This window comes from Pseudomonas paraglycinae (assembly GCF_021601625.1).
Lineage (GTDB): Bacteria > Pseudomonadota > Gammaproteobacteria > Pseudomonadales > Pseudomonadaceae > Aquipseudomonas > Aquipseudomonas paraglycinae.
Genome location: NZ_BQHR01000015.1, coordinates 127,468 through 143,564, shown reverse-complemented (window position 1 = coordinate 143,564; position 16,097 = coordinate 127,468). Strand labels below are relative to the sequence as shown.

Sequence of the window (16,097 nt, the reverse complement as noted above, 5' to 3'; positions counted from 1 at the left end):
GAGGGCGCTCCCCTGCGGGAGCGCCCTCTGGCATTAAAAATGAGCGCTCGCCCGGACGCTGGATCGCGCAGGCACGGAGGCCTCGATGTCCAGCAAATGGGTGGCGAGAATGTCGCTCAGAAAACGGAACTGATCGTTGAGACCGACCACTTCATTGCTGAAATGATTGCTGGCGGCGGGCATCAACAGATCTTCGAAGGCTTCGTCGAACACCAGCGCTTGTGTCTTGCGCGACACGACGTGCTGATCGTAGTAATTGCTGCCGAAGACCGGGAAACTCACGGCGAGGGTGACGGTACTGATCATGATGTGAACTCCTCGTGCGGTGTGTTTCGGATGGGTTAATCGTGCCTTTGACGAGCGGTCGGCGGAAGGCAATCGTCGCAATGGTGAATATCGACGCCATTGATGGTTGGACTGATGCAGCCCTGACCAGCGGATAAACGGCGTACCGCACGCACCTATACTCATGTCATCTCCCCCGGATTCTTCAGGTCTCCCGCCCGAAGAACAGATAAGGACCGCCACCGTGAACCTGCGTGCGCTGCTCGTCGCCGCACTGGTGTTGCTGGCCGGCTGCGCCACCACGGCGCGGGCCCCGGTGAGCGCGCCGGCGGTGGTGGTCTCGCCGGCCACCTGGCAGCAGATCGACCGGGAAATCGTCAGTGCCTCGAAGCAGGCCACCGAGCAGGTCAAGCTGTTCGCCCGTGGCTCGATGGAACATTGGCGCATTCGGGTCTATGAGCAAACTGAAGAAAATTTCATCCCGTGGTTCAGCAGCTACTGGACCCAGGAATGGCTGTCGATGAAGGTCAGCTGGTACACCATCAGTGCCAGCGGCGAGCAGGATGCTTCGGCCAAACGTCTGGCGGCCTATCTGCTGGAGCAATATCAGGAACGCGTACTGGCGCCGGTGGCGGTGGAGATCGACCCGGACGCGATCCTCGGCCAGTCCACCGCGTTCTATGCGCAGCTGATGGCGCAGCAGATGCCGGTCATCGCCCAGCGCCACGGCGTGCCCATCGCCCAGCTCAACGGGCGGTTGCAGAAAATCCCCGCCATCGCCCTTGGCCCGCCGTCGGCGAGGGATGCTTCGCTGTATCAGGTTGTCAGCACTGAACCGTTGAACACGCTGCCGGCCTACGCGGCGCTGATCGACAAGATTCACACCGACGGCGGCTCCAAAGGCGTGACCTCGACGGAGTCGGCCATGGCCCCGGTGGCCAAGCGTGCCAGCCAGCGCATGGAGGCGGAAATGGCCCCGCGCGGCGCCGCGAGCGCGGTGGCGGCAGCGGCAGGCAAACTGGCCGGGGCGCTGATTTCGGTCGGGGTGGCGGGCGTCCGCGCAATCATTCAGGCCAACGACCGCCCCGACAGCGAAGCCCTGATCCGCAGCAGCCTGGGCAACACGTTCGACAAGGCCTGGCTGAAACTGGTGCAGAACCCGACCACCGGCGTGATGGCCGGCACGCTGCACATGGCGGCGCAGGTCGAGGGAAATCTGGGCGGGCGGGACGAGCCGTCGGTCGGGTTGGGCGTCAACCGTGTCGAATGGCGGCCGCCCGAGTCGACTACTCAGCAGATCGAACCCACCCTGCAAGGAGAATGACCATGGCTTACATCGATGTTTTCGTGGCGCCCGTGCCGAATGCCAACCGCGAACAGTACAAAAAACACTGCGAAATCGCCGCCAAGCTGTTCAAGGAATACGGCGCGCTGGAGGTGATTCAGGGCTGGGGCGATGACGTGCCGGACGGCAAGGTCACCTCATTCCCGATGGCGGTGAAACTCAAGGAAGGCGAAACCGTATCGGCGGGCTGGCTGGTCTGGCCGGACAAAGCCACCCGCGACGCCGGCATGGCGAAAATGATGGAAGACCCGCGCATGCAGCCGGACGTCAATCCGATGCCGTTCGATGGGCAGCGGATGATCTTCGGTGGCTTCAAGGACATTCTCGAGCCTTGATGCAGCGCTGCCGGGTCACTCCGCCGACGGGGTGATCCGGCAGCCTTTGCGGTTGCGGATCTGCTCGTCCGTCGGCCGCTCGCGCACAAATTCGAAACGCGGCTCACCTTCGCTGTAATGCACCAGCCAGCCCCATTCCAGTTCGCTCTCATCCTGTCCGGGATTCGGCGGTCGGGCCCACCAGGGTTCTTTGCTGAGGATCTCGCGCATGACGTCCTCCGGTTGATGGCAATCGTTGAACTATAAACCCCACGCCAAGAGTCGCCAGAAACGGGCGTGTAGAATCCAGGGATCTCGACGAACGAAGGAGCGTGGCCATGACGGACGAAACGCGCGGGGATCAACCGTTCAAGCGGCTGTTCTTCGCCCTGGACTGCCCGCCGGCGCAGCGCAAGGCGATTGCCCAGTGGCGCGGCGAACTGGGTTTGCGTACCGGCAAACCGGTGCCGGCGGACAACTTTCATCTGACGCTGCTGTTTCTCGGTGCGGTGCCGTTGGCGCAGATTGGCGAAGTCTGCGAGGCGGCGGCAAAAGTGCGCACGCCGGGCGAGGCGCTGAGGATTTCACTGGATCGGTTGCAGGTCTGGCGCCGTGCCGGGGTATTGTCGCTGGCGCCGGAGCAGGCGCCGCAGGCATTGCTGCGACTGGTGTATGCGTTGGAGCAGGCAATGTTGCCGTTCGGGTTTGAAGAGGCGACACGCGAGTATCGTCCGCACCTGACACTGGCCCGGGACTATCGGGCGCCGGAACCGGAATCTGCCACGCCGCCGGAGTTCTTCCTGCGGGCTGAACGCTTTGCGCTGTTCGAATCCCACAAGGGCCGCTATCGCTCGCTGGCCGACTGGCCACTGATCTGAGCCCACAAAAAAAGGCGCCCGAGGGCGCCTGAATTCACCTGAACCGAGGAAGCCAGGTGAGGCCGTTCAGAGCAGGGGGCAGCGGTGGTAAGGCGCTGCATGAACGGAAATCGATACTGACTGATCGTTCCCTCGTCGAGGCGTCGAACCGTCCGCGTGGGAATGCCTCAATGGACGCTCTGCGTCCGCTTTGGGACGCGGAGCGTCCCGGGCTGCATTCCCACGCAGAGCGTGGGAACGATCATCATCGGTGGTGCCATTACTTGCCGAGTTTCACGCGTGTCCAGCCCCGGGTCATGATCCGTTGCGTGGCAATCGGCTGATCCGGCACCGCATACAACGTGGCCATCACCGCTTGCGGCGGGTACGAGCCCGGGTCGTTGCGGATCGCTTCGTCCACCAGCGGCGTCGCAGCTTCGTTGGCGTTGCTGTAGCCGATGCTGTTGGTGACTTCGGCGATGATGTCCGGGCGCATCAGGAAGTTCATGAACAGGTAGGCGTTCTCGACGTTGGCGGCATCGCGAGGGATGGCGACCATGTCATAGAAACTGCCGGCGCCTTCCTTGGGAATGCTGTAGTCGATCTCGACCTTGTTGCCCGATTCCACCGCGCGGGCCTTGGCCTGCAGCACGTCACCCGAGTAACCGACCGCTACGCAGATGTTGCCGTTGGCCAGATCGGAGATGTACTTCGACGAATGGAAATACGCCACCGACGGCCGGATCTTCATGAACAGCGCTTCGGCTTCGGCGATGTGCTTCACGTCCTTGTCGTTCACCGGATAGCCCAGGTAGTGCAGGGCGGCCGGGAGCATTTCGGTCGGCGAGTCGAGGAAGCTGATACCGCAGGCCTTCAGCTTCTCGGCGTTTTCCGGTTTGAACAGCAGGTCCCAGGAGTTGGTCGGCGCATTCTTGCCGAGCACTTCGCGGACCTTGTCCGGGTTGAAGCCGATGCCGATCGAGCCCCACATGTACGGGAACGCGTGGGCGTTGTCCGGATCACTGGCGGAGGCGTTTTTCAGCAGCACCGGGTTGAGGTTTTTCCAGTTTGGCAGCTTCGATTTGTCCAGAGTCTGATAGACCCCGGCCTTGATCTGCTTGGCCAGGAAACTGTTGGACGGCACCACGATGTCGTAGCCGGATTTGCCCGCGAGCAGACGTGCCTCAAGGGTTTCATTGCTGTCGAACACATCGTAGGTCACGCGGATGCCGGTCTCGTCCTCGAACTTCTTGACGGTGTCCGGGGCGATGTAATCCGACCAGTTGTAAACGCGCAGCACCTTGTCGTTGGCCTGGGCGCCCGTGGCGATTGCGCCCAATAAGGACAGTGTCAGCAGAGTCCTGCCAAACATTTTCATCGGTGAAACTCCATTCTTTTTATTCAAAAGCTGTTAAGCCAAAGCGCAAAGCCGTAAAACGCGACGGCCCTAGGCCGTCGCTGCCACTCGTTGAGGTTGCGGTCGCTGCCACGATTCGTTGGCGGTCTGATCCATCGCTTCCTGAATCGCCCGCTTGCGGTTGGCTTCTGCCTTGCGGCCGAAGTACCAGACCAGGAAGGTCACCAGCGACACCGCCAGCAGAATCAGGCTGGCCACGGCGTTGATCTCGGGCTTAACGCCCAGACGCACGGCCGAGAACACTTCCATCGGCAGGGTAGTGGACCCCGGGCCCGACACGAAGCTCGCCAGCACCAGATCGTCCAGCGACAGGGCGAACGACATCATGCCGCCCGCCGCCAGCGACGGCGCGATCATCGGAATGGTGATCAGGAAAAACACCTTGAACGGTTTCGCGCCCAGATCCATCGCCGCTTCTTCGATCGACAGGTCCAGCTCGCGCAAGCGGGCGGAGACTACCACCGCCACATAAGCGGCACAAAACGTGGTGTGGGCGATCCAGATCGTGACAATGCCACGCTCCTGCGGCCAGCCGATCAGTTGCGCCATCGCCACAAACAGCAGCAACAGCGACAGACCGGTGATCACCTCGGGCATCACCAGCGGCGCGGTCACCAGACCACCGAACAGCGTACGGCCCTTGAAGCGCGTTACGCGGGTCAGCACGAAGGCGGCGAGGGTGCCCAGCGCCACGGCGGCAATCGCGGTGTAGCAGGCGATTTCCAGCGAGCGCACCACCGAGCCCATCAGTTGAGTGTTGTCGAGCAGGCCGACATACCACTTCACCGACCACCCGCCCCAGACCGTCACCAGTTTCGAGGCGTTGAACGAGTAGATCACCAGAATCAGCATCGGCAGATAAATGAACGTCAGGCCGAAGATCAACATGAACTTTGCAAAACCGAAGCGTTTCATCCCCGTGCCTCCATCTCTTTGGCCTGGCTGCGGTTGAACAGCAGAATCGGCACAATCAGGATCAACAGCATCACCACCGCCAGAGCAGACGCCACCGGCCAGTCGCGGTTATTGAAGAACTCTTGCCACAGCACGCGACCGATCATCAGGGTCTCCGGGCCGCCCAGCAGTTCCGGAATCACGAACTCGCCCACCACCGGAATGAACACCAGCATGCAACCGGCGATGATGCCGTTCTTGGCCAGCGGCACAGTGATTTTCCAGAAGTTGTTGAAGTTGCTCGAACCCAGATCCTGCGCGGCTTCCAGCAGGCTGCCGTCGTGCTTCACCAGGTTGGCGTAGAGCGGGAGCACCATGAACGGCAGGTAGGCGTAGACCACGCCGATATACACGGCCGTGTTGGTGTTGAGGATCTCGATCGGGTGATCGGTGAGCCCGGTCCACATCAAAAATGCGTTGAGCAAACCGTTGTTGCTGAGGATGCCCATCCATGCATAGACGCGGATCAGGATCGCAGTCCAGGTCGGCATCATGATCAACAGCAGCAGGACGTTTTGCGTTTCCTTGCCGGTCTTGGTGATCGCGTAGGCCATCGGGAAACCGATCACCAGACACATCAGCGTACTGAGCAGCGCCACCTTCAGCGAACCGAGGTAGGCCGACAGGTACAGCTCGTCTTCGCCGAGCAGGGTGTAGTTGCCGATGTTCAGCAGCAGCTGGAATTTCTGTTCGGCGTAGGTGTAGATCTCCGAGTACGGCGGGATCGACAGCGCGGCTTCCGAGAAGCTGATCTTCATCACCAGAAAGAACGGCAGCATGAAGAACAGGAACAGCCAGATGAACGGGATGCCGATGACGAACTTTCGCCCGCTGGGCACCAGGCGCAGGAATTGCTGATTGAAGGTTCTCATGAGCGCAGTACCACGCCGCTGTCGTCTTCCCACCAGACGTAGACCTTGTCGTCCCAGGTCGGACGCGCGCCACGGCGTTCGGCGTTGGCCATGAACGACTGGACGATCTTGCCGCTCGGCAACTCGACGTAGAACACCGAGTGGCCGCCGAGGTAGGCGATGTCATGCACCATGCCTTCGGACCAGTTGTAGCGGGTCTCCGGCTTGATCGTGCTGACGAGCATTTTTTCCGGGCGGATCGCGTAGGTGATCGACTTGTCCTGCACCGAAGTGCTGACGCCATGACCGACGTATATCTTTTGCTGCAAGTCCGGGCTGTGAATGATCGCGTGACCTTCAAGGTCCTCGACCACGGTGCCGTCGAAGGCGTTCACGTTGCCGATGAATTCGCAGACCATGCGGCTGACCGGCGCTTCATAGATGTCGACCGGGCTGCCGATCTGGGCGATCCAGCCCAGGTGCATGATCGCGATGCGCTCGGCCATGGTCATGGCCTCTTCCTGGTCGTGGGTCACCATCACGCAGGTCACGCCGACGCGCTCGATGATTTCCACCAGTTCCAGCTGCATCTGCGAACGCAGCTTTTTATCCAGCGCGCCCATCGGTTCGTCGAGCAGCAACAGCTTCGGACGCTTGGCCAGGGAGCGGGCGAGGGCCACGCGCTGACGCTGGCCGCCGGACAGTTGATGCGGGCGGCGCTTGGCGTATTGGGTCATGTGGACGAGGCGCAGCATTTCTTCGACGCGGGCATCGATTTCGCTGGCCGGCAAACGGTCCTGCTTGAGGCCGAAGGCGATGTTCTGCGCCACGGTCATGTGCGGGAACAGGGCGTAGGACTGGAACATCATGTTGATCGGCCGCTCGTACGGCGGCATGTCGGTGATGTCGACACCGTCGAGCAGAATGCGTCCTTCAGTCGGCCGTTCGAAACCGGCGAGCATGCGCAGCAAGGTCGATTTGCCCGAGCCGGAGCCGCCGAGCAGGGCGAAGATTTCGCCCTGATGGATCTCCAGGGACACATCGTCCACCGCAGTGGTTTCGTCGAACTTCTTGGTAACTCGATCGACCTTCACCAGAACCTTTTTCGGTTGCTGATGACCTTCAAGAGCCTTCCTGTAAGTGCTGGAGGCGTTTGCCATGTGAAACTCCCAACAGGTTTCAGTCGCCGGGCCAACGCGGCCTGGCTTAAGAGTGGATTGCAGACCCGCACCGTGCGGGTTGTTCGGCGCCGCCGTCCTGGCTGCCGGGTGGTGCTTTTTGTTTTCGCGGTGTGTTGCTGATCGCGGATGACGGATGCGCAAACGCGCAGCCGCCGACCCCGCGGGGGCAGTAAATGGTTTTGCAATCGTTGGGTGGCGTCAGCGCTGGTTGCGTCGCGCCGCACGCTGGCGGCAAGCCTCGCCGAATGCCTGGAAAATCCGCAGGTAGTTCGGGTTGTCCAGCACTTGCCATTCCGGGTGCCATTGCACGCCGAGGGCGAAGGTCGGGCTGTGCTCTACCGAGACCGCCTCGATCAGGCCATCCGGTGCCACGGCTTCGGCGCGCAGGCCGGGAGCGAGGCGGTCGATGCCCTGACTGTGAATCGAGTTGACCTGGAATTCACCTGGCAGCTCCAGCGCTTCGAACACGCCACCGGGCAGCACCGTCACGGCATGGGCCGGGGCGTATTGCACGGCGACATCCGGGCTGTCGGCTTCGCGGTGATCGAGCATGCCCGGCAACTCATGCACCTTCTGGTGCAGGCTGCCGCCGAACGCTACGTTCATTTCCTGGAAGCCCCGGCAGATACCGAGTACCGGAACGCCCGCCGCGATGGCTGCACGCAATAAAGGAAGGGTAGTGGCATCCCGCGCCGGATCGTGATCCGTGCCGGGAGCGCTGTCCGGGCCCTGATAGTGGAAAGGTTCCACGTTGGACGGCGAGCCGGTCAGCAACAGACCGTCGAGCTGACCCAGCAGGTCTTCGATTTCAGTCAGTTTGCCAAGGGAAGGAATGACGACGGGCAACCCCAGCGCCGCAACGCTGACAGCGCGAACGTACTTGTCGCCGCTGATGTGATAGGGGTGCAGGCCAATCTGTTTGACGCACGCAGTAACGCCGATCAATGGCTTGAATGCCATTTTTATTCACCTCGAAGTTTGACACTTGAACGAGCTTTTCCGGAGCTTAGCCTCGTTGATTTTAATTAACAACTCCCATGTAAAAAATTCTAAACGCCGTTCATCAAATCTTCATCAAGACCGGGGCTCTGGCGCATGTATTGGCACGAGAGTGTTAAAAAAAGCCCGAAAAATAAACGCTGAGCGGCCCTGTGTTCGCTATTGACTTCACTTTGCCGTTCGGGTTGACTGGCTCGGCGAAACAGCAGTGAACATAATAATTAACAGCTAAATAGGTGCATCATGTCGGTCCCTCTGCGTGCCGTTCAACTCAACGAAGCAAACGCATTCCTTAAGAAACATCCTGAGGTTTTGTACGTCGACCTTCTGATTGCAGACATGAACGGTGTGGTGCGCGGCAAGCGCATCGAGCGCACCAGTCTTCACAAGGTTTACGAGAAAGGCATCAACCTGCCGGCCTCGCTCTTTGCCCTCGACATCAATGGCTCCACGGTGGAAAGCACCGGCCTGGGCCTGGACATCGGCGACGCCGACCGTATCTGCTACCCGATCCCCGGCACCCTGAGCATCGAGCCTTGGCAGAAGCGTCCGACCGCGCAACTGCTGATGACCATGCACGAGCTGGAAGGCGAGCCGTTCTTCGCCGACCCGCGTGAAGTACTGGCCAACGTGGTGCGCAAGTTCGACGCACTGGGCCTGACCATCTGCGCCGCGTTCGAACTCGAGTTCTACCTGATCGACCAGGACAATGTGAACGGCCGTCCGCAATCGCCGCGTTCGCCGGTGTCGGGCAAGCGTCCGGTGTCGACCCAGGTTTATCTGATCGACGACCTCGACGAATACGTCGACTGCCTGCAAGACATCCTCGAAGGCGCGAAAGAGCAGGGCATTCCTGCCGACGCCATCGTCAAGGAAAGCGCCCCGGCGCAGTTCGAAGTCAACCTGCACCACGTCTCCGATCCGATCAAGGCGTGCGACTACGCCGTCCTGCTCAAGCGTCTGGTGAAGAACATCGCCTACGACCACGAGATGGACACCACCTTCATGGCCAAGCCGTATCCGGGCCAGGCGGGCAACGGTCTGCACGTGCACATTTCGATCCTGGACAAAGAAGGCAACAACATCTTCGCCAGCGAGGATCCCGAGCAGAACGCCGCGCTACGTCACGCGATCGGCGGTGTGCTGGAGACCCTGCCTGCGCAAATGGCCTTCCTGTGCCCGAACGTCAACTCGTACCGCCGCTTTGGCGCGCAGTTCTACGTACCGAACTCGCCGAGCTGGGGCATTGACAATCGCACCGTGGCCGTCCGCGTGCCGACCGGTTCGCCGGACGCCGTGCGCATCGAGCATCGCGTAGCCGGTGCTGACGCCAACCCGTACCTGCTGATGGCTTCCGTGCTGGCCGGTATTCACCACGGCCTGACCAACGAAATCGAGCCGGGCGCCCCGGTCGAAGGCAACAGCTACGAGCAGAACGAACAGAGCCTGCCGAACAACCTGCGCGACGCCCTGCGTGAGCTGGACGACAGCGAAGTCATGGCCCGCTACATCGATCCGATGTACATCGACGTATTTGTCGCGTGCAAGGAAAGCGAGCTGGCCGAGTTCGAGAACTCGATCTCTGACCTTGAGTACAACTGGTATCTGCATACGGTGTGAGGCCCTAAAAAGCCAAGAGCCCCTCACCCTAACCCTCTCCCGGAGGGAGAGGGGACTGACCGGGGGATGCTCGGGAAATCCGCCGACCTGAACGATTTTTACCGAATCCATATTCAACTCGGTCGTTCAAGTCGGTGCATCTCCCGAGACACTTCGGTCGGTCCCCTCTCCCCCCGGGAGAGGGCTAGGGTGAGGGCAGCCATCTCAAGTCGAACACACACCAGACACCCCCAAATTCCCCCGCGTCGAGCCACCACCATGACAACGACCCGCAACGACTGGGAACAACGCTTCCAGTCCCTGACCCTCGAATCCCGCGCCTTCATCAATGGCGAATACCGTCCGGCCATCAGCGGCGACACCTTCGAATGCCTGAGCCCCGTAGACGGCCGTTTCCTGGCCTCCGTCGCCAGCACCGATGAAGCCGACGCCAACCTCGCCGTCGAGGCCGCGCGCCAATCCTTCAACTCCGGCGTGTGGGCCAACAAGCCCCCGACCGAGCGCAAGCGCATCCTGATTCGCTTCGCCGATCTGATCCTGCAACACCAGGAAGAACTGGCGCTGCTCGAAACCCTCGACATGGGCAAACCGATCAGCGACTCGATGAGCATCGACATCCCGGCGACCGCCAACGCGATCCGCTGGAGCGCCGAAGCCATCGACAAGATCTACGACGAAGTCGCCGCCACCCCGCACGATCAACTCGGTCTGGTCACTCGCGAGCCGTCCGGCGTAGTTGCTGCGATCGTGCCGTGGAACTTCCCGCTGATCATGGCCAGCTGGAAATTTGCCCCGGCATTGGCGGCGGGTAACTCGTTCATCCTCAAACCTTCGGAAAAATCCCCGCTGACCGCGATCCGCATCGCGCAGCTTGCGCTGGACGCGGGCATTCCGAAAGGCGTGTTCAACGTCCTGCCAGGCTTCGGCCATACCGTCGGCAAGGCGTTGGCGTTGCATATGGACGTCGACGTGCTGGCCTTCACCGGCTCCACGGCGATTGCCAAGCAACTGATGATTTATGCCGGCCAAAGCAACATGAAACGCGTCTGGCTCGAAGCGGGGGGCAAGAGCCCGAACGTGGTGTTTGCCGACGCACCGGACTTGCGCGCGGCAGCACAAGCGGCGGCCGGCGCCATTGCGTTCAACCAGGGCGAAGTCTGCACCGCCGGCTCGCGCCTGCTGGTGGAGCGTTCAATCCGCGAGCAATTCATCCCGCTGCTGGTGGAAGCGCTGCAAGCGTGGAAACCGGGCCACGCCCTCGATCCGGCGACCACCGTCGGCGCCGTGGTCGATCAGCGTCAACTGGACAACGTGCTGCGCTATATCAGCATCGGTCGGGAGCAGGGCGCCGAGCTGATCGCCGGCGGTCAGCGCACCCTCGAAGAAACCGGCGGCACCTACATCGAGCCGACTATTTTTGACGGTGTGACCAACGCCATGACCATCGCCAAGGAAGAAATCTTCGGCCCGGTGCTGTCGCTGATCACCTTCGACACCGTTGAAGAAGCGTTGCACATCGCCAACGACAGCATCTTCGGCCTCGCCGCCGGGGTCTGGACCAGCAATCTGAGCAAGGCCCACACCTTCGCCCGTGGCCTGCGCGCCGGCAGCGTGTGGGTCAACCAGTACGACGGCGGCGACATGACCGCGCCGTTCGGTGGCTTCAAACAGTCGGGCAACGGTCGCGACAAATCGCTGCACGCGTTCGACAAGTACACCGAGCTGAAAGCGACCTGGATCAAGCTCTGACTCTTTTACAGCGGTGGTCGCCTGCAACCGGCGACCCTCGGAGAATAAAAAAATGAAACAACAACACGTGAACAGCTACTACGCCGCCACCCGCAACGAAGTGATCGATTTCCCGATCCTCGAAGAGTCGGTGGAGTGCGATGTCTGCATCATCGGCGCCGGCTACACCGGCCTGTCCTCGGCACTGTTCCTGAGCGAAGCCGGCTACAAGGTGACGGTGCTGGAAGCGGCGAAAGTCGGCTATGGCGCCAGCGGTCGCAACGGCGGTCAACTGGTCAACTCCTACAGCCGCGACGTCGACGTGATCGAAGAGCGCTACGGCGACAAGACTGCTGAAATCCTCGGCAGCATGATTTTCGAAGGCGCCGACATCATCCGTTCGCGCATCAAGGAATACGACATCAAGTGCGACTACCGCCCGGGCGGCATCTTCGCAGCGATGAACAAGAAACAATTGAACGGCCTGGCCGAACAAAAACGTAGCTGGGAACGTTACGGCAATAAAAACCTGAAGATGCTCGACGCGGCGGACATCCGCCGCGAAGTCGGCTCCGACGCCTACGTCGGCGGTCTGCTGGACGTGCAGGGCGGCCACATTCACCCGCTGAACCTGGCACTCGGTGAAGCGGCTGCCATCGTGCGTCTGGGCGGCAAGATCTACGAGCAGTCCGCTGCCGTGGAAATCAAATACGGCGAGCCCAACGTCGTGCGCACCGCCAAAGGTCAGGTCCGCGCCAAGTACCTGCTGATCGCCGGCAACGCCTACCTGCCGCAAGGCCTCGACAACCGCGTGACCGCCAAGAGCATGCCGTGCGGCTCGCAGATCTGCGTCACCGAACCGTTGACCGAAAAACAGGCCCGCAGCCTGATCACCAACAACTACTGCGTCGAAGACTGCAACTACCTGCTCGACTACTACCGCCTCACCGCCGACAACCGTCTGCTCTACGGCGGCGGCGTGGTCTACGGCGCCCGTGAACCGGACGACATCGAAACCCTGATCCGCCCGAAGATCCTCAAGACCTTCCCGCAGCTCAAGGACGTGAAAATCGATTACCGCTGGACCGGCAACTTCCTGCTGACCATGTCACGCATGCCGCAATTCGGCCGCATCGAGAAAAACGCCTACTACATGCAGGGCTACAGCGGCCACGGCGTCACGTGCTCGCACCTGGCCGGCAAACTGATCTCGGAAATGATCCGCGGCGACGCCGAACGCTTCGACGCCTTCGCCTCCCTGCCACACATGCCGATGCTCGGCGGCCGCACCTTCTCCGCGCCACTGACCGCCCTCGGCGCCGTGTACTACTCGCTGCGCGACCGTTTCGGCATCTGAGTTACCTCCCCGGCGGTGTCCCCGCACAGGCACCGCCGGTTTTTTCACATGACTCGCAACACCACAAACCCTGTGGGAGCGAGCTTGCTCGCGAAAGCGGCCTATCAGCAAAAGGGATGTTGAATGTGCCGCCCAATCGCGAGCAAGCTCGCTCCCACAGGTCTTGTGCCTGACCCGCAATTACCACCAGCAGGCTCTTTTCACCCACCGTCCATCGAACCTGCTGAGCAACACCGACAAACGTGATTTAATAGCCGCCTTTCACGGTTCCGGGACACGGGAGCAACGTGATCCGCGCGACCTGCGCGGCACCCGCCACCCACCCCCATTACCCTTAAGTCGTTCTCACATAAGGCTGTCATGGATACGGGTTCTCGACTCAAACTAGTACGCGAAAGCTACAAACTCTCCCAGCGCGAGCTGGCCCGGCGTAGCGGCGTGACCAATGCCACCATCTCCCTGATCGAACAGAATCGTGTCAGTCCTTCCGTCAGCTCACTGAAAAAGCTGCTCGAAGGCATCCCGATGTCCCTGGCCGACTTCTTCACCTTCGACCAGCCCCCCCGCGAACACCAATACGTCTTCCGCGCCAACGAACAACCCGACCTCGGCCGCCACGGCCTGCGCCTGCTCCTGATCGGCGCCTCGGTCCCAAGCCGCCAGATGCGCCTGCTGCGCGAGCAATACGCACCGGGCGCGAGTTCGGGGGAAGAGCCGATTGTTCACGCGGAAGGTGAAGAGTGCGGGCTGGTGACGCGCGGCACGGTGGAGTTGACGGTGGATGGGCAGGTGAGCGTGTTGAGTGCGGGGGACGGGTATTATTTTCCGACGACGCTACCGCACAAGTTCCGGAATATCGGGGCGGATGAGGCGGAGATTATTAGTGCGAATACGCCGGCGAATTTTTGAGGTTGTCGAACTATTTTAAAGGTGCGCAGAACTGCGTTACTTGCGCACCTTCTATTCTTCGGTTGTTGGGAAATTTAAATGCTCTCTTCTGATTGTCGGATGTGTTCAGTGAATTCCGGATCTTTAGAAAGCGTTTGGTTTTTGGTCTCGATTGATTGATTTATTTTTTGGAGTAGCGGAAAAATATAGGCTGGGAGTCTTCGTAGCTGTCGCCTTTCAAGTATTTCTATAAAAGACTGATGATTTGCTACCTGGGGTTTTGAAATCCCTTCTGTTCTTTTTTTCAAGCAGAAGACGGCATACGAGATAAATTGGTTTTCTTTTGTTGTTTCCTATTACTTCCATGTTTAGTCTATAACCGCTGCCATGGCTTTCAGCGTAAAGGTGTGGATAGTTTGGGTTTTGTTCGCCAGCTTCCGGGGTGGGTTTGAAAGTCAATAGTAGATCACTGCGTATCAGTTTGTCTTTTTGAATTTTTCCATAGTGGAAGTGATATCCGAATTCGTGATTCTCGATGTCTAACCCATTTGACGATTTTGGTACGCATATTAGATCTATTATATTCGGGATGTGATGAGGCTGGATTATCCAGCCCTGCGTCGCGAGTGCGATATAGTCGTCGTATATGGGGATTATTTCCTCGATTTTGTCATAAGAAAGCCACTTCCATATTTCTGAGCGTAGTCGTGGTTCCTCGTGTCTGCGTAATCTTTCATGTCGAGGGTAAGGGTAATAATATCCAATTTGCTCATCGAGCAGAATTAGCTCTCGTTGTAGTCGGCCTATTTCAACGCTTTTTGTTGAATTGATTGTTCGAAAAATTCCCTGGCGTTCATTTCTGTCAATGAGATTGGCAAAAAATCCAGTTATTTTAAATAAAAATTTTACTTCTTCAATGGTTGTTATGAAGTCGCTATTTAGTTGTATGTGGTTTGACATTGACTTAAAGGTATCCTTTCCCGAGGAGTGAAAATGGCAAAAAGGTGACAGATTTTTTTACGAGTCTGTCATCTTTGATTTTTGTTTCTTGTTTTCTTTTTCATGGTTTATCAGTTTGGTGATGAGTTATTGAGGTGCTTCAGAAAAAGTGACCAGAAAAGGTGACGGATTTATTTATGTGGGGTTTTATAGGTCTGTCACCTTTAAGTTATTACTTTAACTACCATGTAAGGCTTTTGTTCTTGGCTTCAAAATTTTTCTTATACATCATCCATATAGTGCTGTAATTACACATGTCAATTTTCTCGCAGTAGTCATGAATCACTGCGTTCATTATTTTTCGATCTGTGGCTTTAGTCGCTTCTTTGAAGGAGTCAAGATTCTTCTTTTCCATCATGCGAAGAGTGCTTTCCTGACACATGTCGATTTTTTCGCAGTAATCCTTCCTCACCGTTGCGGTGATGGAATCAATGACCTGTTGTTTCTGTGCTTCTGAACCGTCGAAATCCATCGGATTGAGAATTGTCGCGGCGGTGCAAGAGAATGAACTGAAGAGTGTGAGAATGAAGAGCAGTTTTTTCATGGAGATATCCTTCCCTAGTCCACTGTTGCCGTGATTGTCGCTGATCAGGATCGAAGATCCTCAGTACACCGATCAATTGCTGGATGTCAGAGTGCCACTAAGTTTTTGTCAGTGGAAGACGCTGAGACCAAAGTCGATAGCCGGCGGAGGCTCAGCCGACTTTGCGACTGAGTTTTTACTCCGACCCATCCAAGGGACTAAAAAACCGCGGTATCGCGGTTTTTTATGGTTTCAAAGGGGGGGCAGAGCGCTTGGGTCAGAATTCAATTGCTCGTTGCCCAATTACCCGAAATACATCCCTAACGTCCTGCACCAAGATCCTCGCGATCGTGGTGATGGTGCTGATGTCGTGTTCGGAATGGTCGGGGAGGCTAGTGCACGCCATGAGATCCAGATACTTGAGGACTGCCTCAAGGCGTTCGGATGCGCAGGCATGTAGGTCACTTAAGGGGGCTTCGGCATTAATCAGCAGGACAGGGTGATCCGAAGCCGGATAGGACATGTCAGCGCAGTAGTAGAGCGGTTTTTTGTTCGCCATGGTGCTAATCCTTTAATGAGAAGAATTGCCACCGTTCTGCTGCGAAACAAAATGGGTGGCAGCTATGCGCGGGTTCGCAGACCGGAGGACTAACACCAAGACCCGGCAGACCCGAAGGTCTCCCACGCACAACCGCCATAAAATTTGCGCAGCCGGGAGTCGGCCGTGCCAGACGGAACAGGGTATCAATCTTAAGGGCTGCGAAACCCTATCGCCAAAT

At 58.9% G+C, this 16,097-nt stretch carries 16 protein-coding genes; 7 read left to right on the top strand and 9 right to left on the bottom strand.

All coding sequences use genetic code 11. The features are described from left to right. Positions 1-33: 33 nt before the first annotated feature. Positions 34-306 (bottom strand): hypothetical protein, encoded by a 273-nt coding sequence (locus tag L6D82_RS21710; protein ID WP_102688489.1) that lies wholly within the window; start codon positions 304-306, stop codon positions 34-36. A 223-nt stretch (positions 307-529) separates the two neighbouring features. Between L6D82_RS21710 and L6D82_RS21705 the strand changes: the two genes are divergently transcribed. Together L6D82_RS21705 and L6D82_RS21700 are read left to right on the top strand one after the other, a co-directional pair. Then, positions 530-1,609, top strand: coding sequence for a hypothetical protein (locus L6D82_RS21705; RefSeq protein WP_236191556.1), 1,080 nt, complete (start codon positions 530-532; stop codon positions 1,607-1,609). 2 nt (positions 1,610-1,611) lie between these two features. Beyond that, positions 1,612-1,965 (top strand): DUF1428 domain-containing protein, encoded by a 354-nt coding sequence (locus tag L6D82_RS21700; protein ID WP_085748278.1) that lies wholly within the window; start codon positions 1,612-1,614, stop codon positions 1,963-1,965. Positions 1,966-1,980: 15 nt separating this feature from the next. Here the strand turns inward: L6D82_RS21700 and L6D82_RS21695 are convergent, their stop codons facing one another. Then, positions 1,981-2,175, bottom strand: a complete 195-nt coding sequence (locus L6D82_RS21695; RefSeq protein WP_007957125.1) for a hypothetical protein — start codon at positions 2,173-2,175, stop codon at positions 1,981-1,983. A 107-nt stretch (positions 2,176-2,282) separates the two neighbouring features. Between L6D82_RS21695 and thpR the strand changes: the two genes are divergently transcribed. Beyond that, the gene (gene thpR, locus L6D82_RS21690) at positions 2,283-2,822 is read left to right on the top strand and encodes an RNA 2',3'-cyclic phosphodiesterase (RefSeq protein WP_236191555.1); all 540 of its coding nucleotides are present in this window, start codon (positions 2,283-2,285) and stop codon (positions 2,820-2,822) included. Between the two features lie 259 nt (positions 2,823-3,081). Here thpR and L6D82_RS21685 read toward each other — a convergent pair whose 3' ends face one another. From L6D82_RS21685 to L6D82_RS21665, 5 genes are all read right to left on the bottom strand, one after another. After that, entirely contained in the window at positions 3,082-4,179 is a 1,098-nt protein-coding gene (locus L6D82_RS21685; protein ID WP_007957121.1) for a polyamine ABC transporter substrate-binding protein, read from the bottom strand. Positions 4,180-4,248: 69 nt separating this feature from the next. Then, the gene (locus tag L6D82_RS21680; RefSeq protein ID WP_236191548.1) at positions 4,249-5,133 is read right to left on the bottom strand and encodes an ABC transporter permease subunit; all 885 of its coding nucleotides are present in this window, start codon (positions 5,131-5,133) and stop codon (positions 4,249-4,251) included. Then, entirely contained in the window at positions 5,130-6,044 is a 915-nt protein-coding gene (locus L6D82_RS21675) for an ABC transporter permease subunit (RefSeq protein ID WP_064595393.1), read from the bottom strand. The genes L6D82_RS21680 and L6D82_RS21675 overlap by 4 nt, the downstream gene beginning before the upstream one ends. Further along, entirely contained in the window at positions 6,041-7,183 is a 1,143-nt protein-coding gene (gene potA / locus L6D82_RS21670; protein WP_236191547.1) for a polyamine ABC transporter ATP-binding protein, read from the bottom strand. The genes L6D82_RS21675 and potA overlap by 4 nt, the downstream gene beginning before the upstream one ends. 219 nt (positions 7,184-7,402) lie before the next feature. Next, positions 7,403-8,164, bottom strand: coding sequence for a gamma-glutamyl-gamma-aminobutyrate hydrolase family protein (locus tag L6D82_RS21665; protein ID WP_102687367.1), 762 nt, complete (start codon positions 8,162-8,164; stop codon positions 7,403-7,405). A 282-nt stretch (positions 8,165-8,446) separates the two neighbouring features. Here L6D82_RS21665 and L6D82_RS21660 point away from each other — a divergent pair, with 282 nt between their 5' ends. From L6D82_RS21660 to L6D82_RS21645, 4 genes are all read left to right on the top strand, one after another. Next, positions 8,447-9,823 carry a glutamine synthetase family protein gene (locus L6D82_RS21660; protein ID WP_011333558.1) on the top strand — a complete coding sequence of 459 codons (1,377 nt, stop codon included), beginning with the start codon at positions 8,447-8,449 and terminating at the stop codon, positions 9,821-9,823. A 258-nt stretch (positions 9,824-10,081) separates the two neighbouring features. After that, positions 10,082-11,572 carry an aldehyde dehydrogenase gene (locus L6D82_RS21655; protein WP_134023043.1) on the top strand — a complete coding sequence of 497 codons (1,491 nt, stop codon included), beginning with the start codon at positions 10,082-10,084 and terminating at the stop codon, positions 11,570-11,572. A gap of 52 nt (positions 11,573-11,624) precedes the next feature. Beyond that, a complete protein-coding gene (locus L6D82_RS21650; protein WP_236191545.1) occupies positions 11,625-12,908 on the top strand; it encodes an NAD(P)/FAD-dependent oxidoreductase in 1,284 nt (427 codons plus the stop codon). Positions 12,909-13,268: 360 nt separating this feature from the next. Further along, positions 13,269-13,817 (top strand): cupin domain-containing protein, encoded by a 549-nt coding sequence (locus tag L6D82_RS21645; RefSeq protein WP_011333561.1) that lies wholly within the window; start codon positions 13,269-13,271, stop codon positions 13,815-13,817. Between the two features lie 1,159 nt (positions 13,818-14,976). Here the strand turns inward: L6D82_RS21645 and L6D82_RS21635 are convergent. Both L6D82_RS21635 and L6D82_RS21630 read right to left on the bottom strand, forming a co-directional pair. Beyond that, entirely contained in the window at positions 14,977-15,339 is a 363-nt protein-coding gene (locus L6D82_RS21635) for a hypothetical protein (protein ID WP_103386518.1), read from the bottom strand. 256 nt (positions 15,340-15,595) lie between these two features. After that, a complete protein-coding gene (locus L6D82_RS21630) occupies positions 15,596-15,877 on the bottom strand; it encodes a fructose-bisphosphate aldolase (RefSeq protein ID WP_236191542.1) in 282 nt (93 codons plus the stop codon). Positions 15,878-16,097: the final 220 nt, after the last annotated feature.